The sequence below is a fragment of the Streptomyces viridosporus genome, assembly GCF_002078235.1.
In the GTDB taxonomy this organism is placed as follows: domain Bacteria; phylum Actinomycetota; class Actinomycetes; order Streptomycetales; family Streptomycetaceae; genus Streptomyces; species Streptomyces viridosporus.
The window spans coordinates 1-9807 of record NZ_MSGP01000300.1; the positions used below are offsets into that span (position 1 = coordinate 1).

Annotated in this window: 7 protein-coding genes and 1 pseudogene; 2 read left to right on the forward strand and 6 right to left on the reverse strand. The window is 72.1% G+C overall.

The features are described 5' to 3' along the window. The coding region (locus B7L92_RS21430; protein WP_497591170.1) for an NsdA family TPR-like regulatory protein at positions 1-441 on the reverse strand (441 nt) is incomplete at its 3' end. Between the two features lie 448 nt (positions 442-889). Here B7L92_RS21430 and B7L92_RS21435 point away from each other — a divergent pair. Then, positions 890-1555 (forward strand): bifunctional DNA primase/polymerase, encoded by a 666-nt coding sequence (locus B7L92_RS21435; protein WP_081239110.1) that lies wholly within the window; start codon positions 890-892, stop codon positions 1553-1555. Positions 1556-1684: 129 nt separating this feature from the next. On the opposite strand, the gene ftsY is transcribed toward B7L92_RS21435, so the two are convergent. From ftsY to B7L92_RS21460, 5 genes are all read right to left on the reverse strand, one after another. After that, positions 1685-2887 carry a signal recognition particle-docking protein FtsY gene (gene ftsY / locus B7L92_RS21440; RefSeq protein ID WP_081239111.1) on the reverse strand — a complete coding sequence of 401 codons (1203 nt, stop codon included), beginning with the start codon at positions 2885-2887 and terminating at the stop codon, positions 1685-1687. Positions 2888-3173: 286 nt separating this feature from the next. After that, complete coding sequence (locus B7L92_RS21445; protein ID WP_081239112.1) at positions 3174-4592, reverse strand: sugar porter family MFS transporter; 1419 nt, start codon at positions 4590-4592, stop codon at positions 3174-3176. Between the two features lie 227 nt (positions 4593-4819). Continuing rightward, positions 4820-8389, reverse strand: a complete 3570-nt coding sequence (gene smc, locus B7L92_RS21450; protein ID WP_081239113.1) for a chromosome segregation protein SMC — start codon at positions 8387-8389, stop codon at positions 4820-4822. A 262-nt stretch (positions 8390-8651) separates the two neighbouring features. Further along, positions 8652-8855: a hypothetical protein gene (locus B7L92_RS21455; RefSeq protein ID WP_029384211.1), complete on the reverse strand. Its 204-nt coding sequence runs from the start codon at positions 8853-8855 to the stop codon at positions 8652-8654. A 279-nt stretch (positions 8856-9134) separates the two neighbouring features. After that, positions 9135-9416, reverse strand: a complete 282-nt coding sequence (locus tag B7L92_RS21460) for an acylphosphatase (RefSeq protein WP_081239114.1) — start codon at positions 9414-9416, stop codon at positions 9135-9137. Positions 9417-9592: 176 nt separating this feature from the next. On the opposite strand from B7L92_RS21460, the pseudogene B7L92_RS21465 reads away from it, so the two are divergent. Beyond that, positions 9593-9807: pseudogene (locus B7L92_RS21465) on the forward strand (CAP domain-containing protein); the annotation flags it as partial.

Below are 9807 nucleotides of genomic sequence, written 5' to 3' on the forward strand. Positions count from 1 at the left end.
GGGCGGGCCCGCGGAGAGGGCCAGCGAGCTCCCGAGGAAGCCGCGCCGCGCCAGCATCAGGTCGCTGCGTGAGAACTCGCTGAGCAGGGCCACGGTCTGCGGGCCCGTCCAGGGCAGGTCGACGCCGGTCGCGGAGGGTGACGGGCGGGCGGTGCGCAGGCCCAGGTCCTCGACGGAGACCACGACGCCGAAGCGTTCGGAGAACAGCTCGGACAGGATCCTGGGGATCGGCTCGCGCGGGTTCTCGCCGTCCAGCCAGCGGCGCACGCGCGAGGTGTCGGTGGAGATGTGGTTGGCGCCCAACTGGCGGGCCCTACGGTTGACTTGGCGGGCGAGTTCGCCCTTGGACCAACCGCTGCGGACGAACCACGAGGCGAGGAGTTCGTTCGGGCGTTTCTCCGTGCCCGCAGCATTCGTCCCGCCACCGCCGTTGCCGCTCACTGGAACGCCCCCATCCCTGAAGACCACTTGTCGCTGAGTGCGCCAAGCCCTATCAGAATGCCGGTTGTCGGGGCCGTCCGTCCGGCGGTTGCCACCCTTCGAACGGAAAGCCGAGTTGCCTCCGGCATACCCACGAGTGCATGTGCCCCAAGAAGCCGTGCACTCACCGTAGTCCTACGATCACCCGTCTCACCATGGCGAAACCGCAATCGCCACCATTCGCCACCCCTTCGAATGAACCCACGATCGTCGGCCCACGCTTCACTTGACACAGGACAGTCAGGGATGGGTGCAGTAGTGCGCGCAGGGGCGCGCACCGTGGAACACACCACCCCCGAGCACTTCCAAGCGCCGACTGAGCGATGCGGCGCAGGGAAGTCGGAATACAGAGAGTCACGTTCCGCGTCCGCTGCGTAACCAGCGGTACGCCGGACCCGTTGGAGGGGGCATGGGCTTCACGATCGGCATCAGTCGGGGCATCCGCGACATCCGGTCCGGCTCGCGCCGCCGGGGGCGCTCGTCGGACGGCACCGCCGTGGCGGAGTACACCGGGCTGTGGGGCTGGGACGTGGTGCCGGGCGCCCGGGCCGCCTCGGGCGCCTGCTCCTGCCGCCGGACCGGCTGCCGGGCACCGGGCGCGCACCCCCTGGACTTCGCCCCGGTGATCCCCGCCGGCACACCGCTGGACGCGGCGACCGGGATCTGGGCCGAGTTCCCCGGGGCCTCGGTGATGCTGCCGGTCGGGCGGGCGTTCGACGTCATCGACGTCGCCGAGCCCGCCGGGCGCCGCGCCCTGGCCCGGCTGGAGCGCATGGGCCTGCCGGTCGGTCCGGTCACCGCCACCCCGGACGGCCGCGCCCACTTCCTCGTCGCGCCAGGCGCCGCCGCCGCGCTGCCCGAGCTGCTCTACCGCATGGGCTGGGACGACCCGGCCGCCCTCGACCTGCGGGGCCTCGGACCCGGCACGCACATCACGGCACCGCCGTCCGACCGGGGCGGCCTCGGCCCGGTGCGTTGGCTGCGCTCCCCCACCCTGGACCCGGCGTCCCGGCCGCCCGAGGCCCGGCTGGTGCTCGGCACGCTGGCGTACGTGGCGCACCGGTCGCGGAGGTGACCCCCGGCGCCGCCGACCGTCGGGCGGCCCGCCGCTCCCGCGAGCCGGCCCCGTGCACGGCGAAGCGCCCGTCCCCGGACGATCCGGGAGCGGGCGCTTCTTCGCGTGGGCAGGAGGGGTCTTGAGGGCTCAGTCCCCGAGGAGCGCGTCCACGAACGCCTCCGACTCGAACGGCGCCAGGTCGTCCGCGCCCTCGCCGAGGCCGATCAGCTTCACCGGGACGCCCAGCTCGCGCTGGACGGCGATCACGATGCCGCCCTTGGCGGTGCCGTCCAGCTTGGTGAGCACGATGCCGGTGATGTCGACGACCTCGGCGAAGACCCGGGCCTGGACCAGTCCGTTCTGACCGGTGGTGGCGTCGAGCACGAGCAGCACCTCGTCCAGCGGTGCCTGCTTCTCCACGACGCGCTTGACCTTGCCGAGCTCGTCCATGAGGCCGGTCTTGGTGTGCAGGCGGCCGGCGGTGTCGATGAGCACGGCGTCCGCGGCCATCTCCTTGCCCTCCTTGACCGCGTCGAACGCCACGGAGGCCGGGTCGCCGCCCTCGGGACCGCGCACGGTGTGGGCCCCGACCCGCTCGCCCCAGGTCTGGAGCTGGTCCGCGGCGGCGGCGCGGAAGGTGTCGGCGGCGCCGAGGACGACGGTGTTGCCGTCGGCGACCAGCACGCGGGCGAGCTTGCCGGTGGTGGTGGTCTTGCCGGTGCCGTTGACCCCGACGACCATCACGACGCCCGGGCCGCCGACCGCGTTCTCCGTGTGCACGGTGCGGTCCATCTCGGGGCCGACCAGCGTGATCAGCTCCTGGCGGAGCAGGCCGCGCAGTTCCTCGGGCGTACGGGTGCCGAGCACCTTCACGCGCTCGCGCAGCCGCTCGACCAGCTCCTGCGTGGGCTGCACGCCGACGTCGGCGGTGAGCAGGGTGTCCTCGATCTCCTCCCAGGTGTCCTCGTCGAGGTGCTCGCGGGACAGCAGGGTGAGCAGGCCCTTGCCCAGGGCGTTCTGCGAACGGGAGAGACGGGCGCGCAGCCGGATCAGACGTCCGGCGGTGGGCTCCGGGATCTCGATCGGGGGAGCCTCGACGATGGGCGGCTCCTCGACGGTGACGGGAGCGGGGCCGCCCGGAAGATCAACCTCCTCGATGGTGCGCCGCGGTTCCTCCCGCGGCGTCTCGGCCTCGTCGCCGACGTGCGGCTCGGCCGGAGGGGCGGTGATGTCGGGCGCGGCGGGCGGTGGCGGGGGCAGCGGCTTCTTGCGCCTGCTCCCGACGATGAGCCCGCTGAGCGCGCCGAGCACGACCACGGCGATGACTACAGCAAGGATGACGATGTCCATAACGGGTCCAGTATCAGCCATGGGCACCCCCCTCGCCCCGATGCCGGCCCACCCGGACGGCCCGTGCCGCACGGTGCCGGCGGCCCGGCGATCCGGCGGCGCGCCGGCCGGCGTTCCCGGCCCGGGGTCCCCGCGTACGGCGGCGCGCACAGGGCGCCGCCCCGGCTCGGACGGTACCGGGCCGGGGCGGCGGTGGGGGGTACGAGGAGAGGGGCAGCGGGGACTTGAGCCCTTCTCCCCGGGTCCGCGGGACGGGTCGGGCCCGTCCGGCGCGCGGGAGGGCGGGTCAGCCCATCTCCTCCAGCGCCTTGCCCTTCGTCTCCTTGACGAACTTCAGGACGAACGGGATGGAGAGCGCGGCGAAGAACGTGTAGATCACGTAGGTGACGGACAGGTTCCAGTCGGCCAGCGACGGGAAGCTCGCGGTGATGGCCCAGTTGGCGATCCACTGCGCGGCGGCCGCCACGCCCAGGGCCGCGGCGCGGATCCGGTTCGGGAACATCTCGCCGAGCATGACCCAGACGACCACGCCCCAGGACAGGGCGAAGAAGAGGACGAAGAGGTGGGCGGCGATCAGGGCGACCCAGCCCTGGGTGGCCGGCAGCTTGCCGTCGACGAGGTCGAAGGAGAACGCCCAGGCCTCCAGCGCGAGGCCGATCACCATGCCGACGGAGCCGATGATCGCGAGCGGCCTGCGGCCGATGCGGTCCACGAAGATCATTGCGATCACGGTGCCGACGATGTTGATGATCGACGTGGTGAAGGAGTAGAAGAACGAGTCCGTCGGGTCGACGCCGACCGACTGCCACAGCGTCGCGGAGTAGTAGAACGCGACGTTGATGCCGACGAACTGCTGGAAGACCGACAGGCCGATGCCGATCCAGACGATCGGCTTGAAGAAGAAGCTCCCGCCGAGCAGGTCCTTGAAGCTGGACTTCTCCTCACGGTGCATCGCCGACTCGATCTCGGTGACGCGGGCGTCCAGGTCGACGTCCTTGCCCTCGACCTCCTCGAGGACCCGCCGGGCGCGCTCGTGCTTGCCGACGGAGATCAGGTAGCGCGGGGACTCGGGGATGGCGAAGGAGAGCAGACCGTAGAGGACGGCGGGGATCACCATGACGCCGAGCATGAGCTGCCAGGCCTCCAGGCCCAGCAGCTTGCCGCGCTGGTCGCCGCCGGCGGCGTTCAGGATGCCCCAGTTGACCAGCTGGGAGGTGGCGATGCCGACGACGATCGCGGCCTGCTGGAAGGAGCCGAGTCGGCCGCGGTAGGCGGGCGGGGCGACCTCGGCGATGTAGGCCGGGCCGATGACGGAGGCCATGCCGATGGCGATGCCGCCGACGACGCGCCAGAAGGCGAGGTCCCACAGGGCGAAGGGCAGCGCGGATCCGACGGCGCTGACGGCGAACAGGACCGCGGCGATCTGCATGCAGCGGATGCGGCCGATGCGGTCGGCTATGCGGCCGGCGGTCGCGGCGCCGATGGCGCAGCCGATCAGGGCGACGGCGATGACCTGCGCGAGGGCGGCGGAGCCGATGTCGTAGCGGTCGCGGATGGCCTCGACGGCGCCGTTGATCACCGAGCTGTCGTAGCCGAAGAGGAAACCGCCCATCGCGGCGGCCGCCGCGATGAAGATGACGTGTCCGAGATGTTCGGGATGAGCCGTCCCGGCTCCTGACTTCTGCGCCTGCGCTGTGCTGGTCACGTGTACTCCTCGGGCCACCGGCAACGTCGCCGGATGGGGGGTCAGCCCTTCGAGGTCCACCTGAAGGTACCTGAAGGTAAAGGCAACGAAGCAGAGACTATGTGTTCAATTTTCGAAGTCAATAGGGGGCCAAGTAGAAGTTTCCTCGGCGTTACCTCGGGGACTGACTTCACAAGTTGAAGTAAAAAGGGGAGGATGCGGGTCAGAAAGGTGCAATCTGCACGGAGTCAGCGGAGGCGCTGGCTGATGACCTTCGACACGCCGTCGCCCTGCATGGAGACGCCGTAGAGCGCGTCGGCGACCTCCATGGTGCGCTTCTGGTGCGTGATCACGATCAGCTGCGAGGCCTCCTGCAGCTCCTGCATGATCCCGATCAGCCGCTGGAGGTTGGTGTCGTCGAGGGCGGCCTCGACCTCGTCCATCACGTAGAACGGACTGGGCCGCGCCTTGAAGATCGACACGAGCAGGGCCACGGCGGTCAGCGACCGCTCCCCGCCCGAGAGCAGCGACAGCCGCTTGACCTTCTTGCCCGGCGGACGCGCCTCGACGTCCACGCCCGTGGTGAGCATGTTGTCGGGGTCGGTCAGCACGAGGCGTCCCTCACCGCCCGGGAACAGGCGGGAGAAGACGCCCTCGAACTCGCGGGCCGTGTCCCGGTAGGCCTCGGTGAAGACCTGCTCGACCCGTTCGTCGACCTCCTTGACGACCTGGAGCAGGTCCGCGCGGGTCTTCTTCAGGTCCTCCAACTGCTCGCCGAGGAACTGGTGGCGTTCCTCGAGCGCCGCGAACTCCTCCAGGGCGAGCGGGTTCACCTTGCCGAGCTGCTGGTACGCGCGCTCGGCGGCCTTCAGGCGCTTCTCCTGCTCGGCCCGGACGAAGGGGCGGGGCCTGTTGCGCGGGTGCTCCGGGTCCTCCGGCAGCCGTTCGCCCTCGGCGGGGGGCGAGGGCGGCACCGGCTGCCGCGGCCCGTACTCCGCCACCAGCCCCGCCGGTTCGACACCCAGTTCCTCCAGCGCCTTGGTCTCCAGCTGCTCGATCCGCAGCCGCTTCTCGGCGCCGAGTACCTCGCCCCGGTGAACTGAATCCGTCAACTTGTCGAGTTCCGCCTTGAGATCGCGTCCCTCGGCCCGGGCGCGGGCGAGTTCCTGCTCGCGGTGGGCCTTGGCGGCCTCGGCGGCGGCGCGCTCCTGGTCGGCGCGGGCTAGGGAGACCTCGACGTGCGCCAGCAACTGCCGGGCCCCGGAGGCGACGGCCGCGGCGACGGCCGCCTCGTGCCGCAGCCGGGCGCGGCGGCGCTCGGCACGCGCGCGTGCCTCGCGTTCCGCGCGGGCGGCCCGGTCCAGGGAGTCGGCCCGCCCGGCGAGCCCCTTGACCCGCTCCTCGTGAGTACGGACCTGGAGACGGGCCTCCATCTCGGTCTGGCGGGCGTTGGCGCCGTCGGCGGCGAGCCGGTCGCGCACCGAGGTGTCGGGCTCCTCCGCCCCTCCTTCCCCGAAGGGGACGCTCTCCTCGGCGACGACGAGCCGTTCGGCGAGCTCCTCGGCCTCGGCGAGCGCCTTGTCCAGGGCTTCCTGGGCCCGGGCCGCGGCGGCGCCGGCCCGCTCGGCCTCCCCGGCGGCACCGCGCGCCTGCCCGGCGAGCCCTCCGAGCCGCTGGGCGACGGCGGACTTCTCCCGGTCCGCGGCCCGGCGCCGCTCCCCCAGCTCCTCGACGAGGGCCGCGCACTCCGTGCGCCGCTCGGCCGCGGCGGCCTGCGCCCCGGCCAGCTCCTCGCACCGCACGGTCAGTTCCTCCAGCTCGGCGGCCGCCTCGTCCACGGACGCCTGCACCTCCAGGAGGCTGGGCGCCCCGGCGGACCCGCCCTGGGCGAAGTGCGCTCCCAGCAGATCGCCCTCGGCGGTGACCGCGGTCAGATCGGGCCGGGCGCGGACGAGGTCCTCGGCCTCCTCCAGGGTGCCGACGACGACGATCCCGCGCAGCAGCCGCCGTACGGCGGGCAGCAGGGCGGCGGGCCCGCGCACCAGATCGGCGGCGTACGGCGGTCCGTCGGCCCGCGGCTGCCGCGGTACGTCGTCGGGGGCGCCGGCGAGCAGCAGGGCGGCCCGGCCGGCGTCCTGCTTGCGCAGCAGGCGGATGGCGTCGGCGGCGTCCGACGGGGACGTCACCGCCAGGGCGTCGGCGGCGGCCCCGAAGGCGGCGGCCAGGGCGATCTCGTGGCCGGGCGCCACGGTGAGGAGTTCGGCGGCCGGTCCCAGCAGTCCGGCGAGCCGGTCCTCGGCCGCGAGCAGTGCCCCGGTGCCGTCCTTGCGGCGCAGGCCCAGGGCGAGGGCGTCGTGGCGGGCCCGGGTCGCGGCGCGTTCGCGCTCGGCCGCGGCGGCCGCCTCGCGGGCGGCGCTCAGGGCGCTCTCCGCCTCGGCCAGCCGGCGCTTGGCCGCCTCGTGCCGCTCGGCGAGTTCCGCGTCACCGGCGTCGAGGCCGTCGACCTCGGCCTTGAGCGCCTCGTACTCCTCCTGGGCGGCGACGGCGCGCTCCCGGGCCTCGTCGCGGGCGACGGCCAGGCGCTCGATCTCGGACTGGGCGGCGGCGGCACGCGAACGGGCGGCGCCCACCTGGCCCCTGAGCCGGGCGAGCCCTTCCCGCCGGTCGGCGATGGCACGGGCGGCGTCCCTCAGACGCCGTTCCTCCTGAGCCAGTTCGCGCTCCAGTTCGGCGCGGTGGGCGACCGTGTCCTCCAGGGCGCGCTCGGCCGCCTCCAGGGCCGCTTCCAGCTCGGCCTCCTGTTCGCGGATGCGGGCGGCCTCGCGTTCCATGTCCTCGGGGTCGCGACCGCGCCGCTCCTCGGGGGGCGCGGAGGTGGCGCTCTTCACCCGCGCGTCGGCCAGCGAGATCGTGCCGCGCACCCGTTCGGCGAGCTGGGAGAGCTCGTACCAGGTCTGCTGGGCGTTCTGCAGCCGCGGGACGAGCCGGCGCACCTCCTCCTCCAGCAGGGCCTCACGCCGGAGGGCCTTCCCCAGCTCCCGCTCGGCCGCCTCCTTGCGCTCCTTCAGGGCGGCCTCGTCGGCGATCTCGGCCTGGAGGGCCTCGCGCAGCCGCACGAGGTCGTCGGCGAGCAGGCGCAGCCGGGCGTCGCGCAGGTCGGCCTGGATGACGGCGGCCCTGCGGGCGACCGCCGCCTGGCGGCCGAGGGGCTTGAGCTGCCTCCTGAGCTCGTCGGTGAGGTCCTGCACGCGCGCGAGGTTGGCCTGCATCGCGTCCAGCTTGCGCAGCGCCTTCTCCTTGCGCTTGCGGTGCTTGAGGACGCCGGCGGCCTCCTCGATGAAGGCGCGGCGGCCCATGGGGTCGGCGTGCAGCACGGAGTCGAGCTGGCCCTGCCCGACGATGACGTGCATCTCGCGGCCGATGCCGGAGTCGGAGAGCAGTTCCTGGATGTCCAGGAGACGGCAGGTGTCCCCGTTGATCTGGTACTCGCTGCCGCCGTTGCGGAACATGATCCGCGTGATGGTGACCTCGGAGTACTCGATGGGCAGCGCCCCGTCGGAGTTGTCGATGGTCAGCGACACCTCGGCGCGGCCCAGCGGCGGCCGACCGGTGGTGCCGGCGAAGATGACGTCCTCCATCTTGCCGCCGCGCAGCGACTTGGCGCCCTGCTCGCCCATGACCCAGCTGAGCGCGTCCACGACGTTGGACTTGCCCGAACCGTTCGGCCCCACGACGCAGGTGATGCCCGGCTCGAACCGGAGGGTGGTGGCCGAGGCGAACGACTTGAAGCCGCGGAGGGTCAGGGCCTTGAGGTGCACGCCGTCGGACTTTACCCGTACGCCGGGAAGGTCTCGCTCCATGAACGTGCGGTTTCGCCGGTGAACGCGCAGGGCACACCAGACGTTGAAGACGGTGAAAGGATGCGCGGGACAAGGAGTACCGGGCACGGGCCCGGACGCGGGGGCGAGGACGCGGAGGCAAGAAAGAAGGGACGCCGGGGCGTCCCTTGCAATTCTGACTGCTTGGCGGTGGTGACGGGCGGCCCGACCACTGCTGTGCTGTTGTGGAGCGGTGCAGTGATCAGGTGAGCGCAGGCTCCGCCTGGTGTGCGTCAACGCTCTCCATGATCCTGTCGTGAGAAGCGGCAGCCGCCAGCGCGTCGTTCTCCGCCTGGATGCGTACGAGCTCGGATTCCAGGTCCTGGACGCGCTGCTGGAGCCGTCGCATCTCGGCGAGGAGTCGAGGGTCGGAGCCGCCGACGTAACCGAGAAGCGCCTTTGCCATGATGGATGGTCCTCCACAATGAGTGACCGACCGATGCGGTGTGGGTCGTGAGGGATTTGCACCCGCGGTGCTTGGCAGGCCTGGAGTTGTGCTGCCGTTCAGCCATGCCAAACAGCTAAGGTGCGCGGGGCTTTCAGCGTCTCACCAAAAAGTTTGACGGTCAACACGATCACACCCCGTATCGGCGGACAACCGGGCGTGCACGGCCGGGCAAGGGCGGTGCCGCGNNCGTCCGGAGCCCGCGGCGGGCGTCGACCGGGCCGCCGAGGGGCGGCGGGCTCAGCGGACGGCGAAGCCCTCGTAGCCGCCGCGCGGTGTGTCCCAGATCTCGGTGACACCGTCCACTCGTCCGGGCGTGTCGCCGGCCTGGAGCCAGTCGAGCAGCCCCTCGCAGCGTTCGCGGGAGCCCTCGGCGACCACCTGGACCCGGCCGTCGCCCAGATTGAGAGCAAAGCCACTCAGGCCGCCGATCTCCAGGGCCTTGGCCCGGGTGAACCAGCGGAAACCCACACCTTGGACACGTCCTCGCACCCAGGCGACCAGTCGCACGTCGTCGCTCATGACGGCAACCTAACCGGTCAATGTCCCTGGGGGCACTTCCTTCCCAGGCCCCATGCGGTACCGTCCCCACCCATGAATCTCATATGAAACTCACTCGTTGGTGTGAGTTTCGTGTCGATCATGTTTCGCGTAGGTCGCGAGGACGATTCGACCGCAAGGACGAGGAAGGCCAGGACATGGGACGCCACCGACGCTCCGCCGCCGGCCGCGCCGCCACGGGCCGCGCCCCGGGGGTCGCTCACGACGACGGCTCCTACGGCGGGGACCGGGATCCGCTGAGTGCCCGTACCGACGACCCGCCCACGATGGGCATCGCGCCGTACCTGAACCCCGAGGCGTACGCCGAGACGTACGCGAAGAGCGAGGCCTACCTCTTCGGGACGGACGGCGG

Coding starts and splice junctions, on each gene's coding strand:
- B7L92_RS21435 (WP_081239110.1), top strand. CDS start 890: ATGGGCTTCACGATCGGCATCAGTCGGGGCATCCGCGACATCCGGTCC.
- ftsY (WP_081239111.1), bottom strand. CDS start 2,887: ATGGACATCGTCATCCTTGCTGTAGTCATCGCCGTGGTCGTGCTCGGC.
- B7L92_RS21455 (WP_029384211.1), bottom strand. CDS start 8,855: ATGGCAAAGGCGCTTCTCGGTTACGTCGGCGGCTCCGACCCTCGACTC.
- B7L92_RS21460 (WP_081239114.1), bottom strand. CDS start 9,416: ATGAGCGACGACGTGCGACTGGTCGCCTGGGTGCGAGGACGTGTCCAA.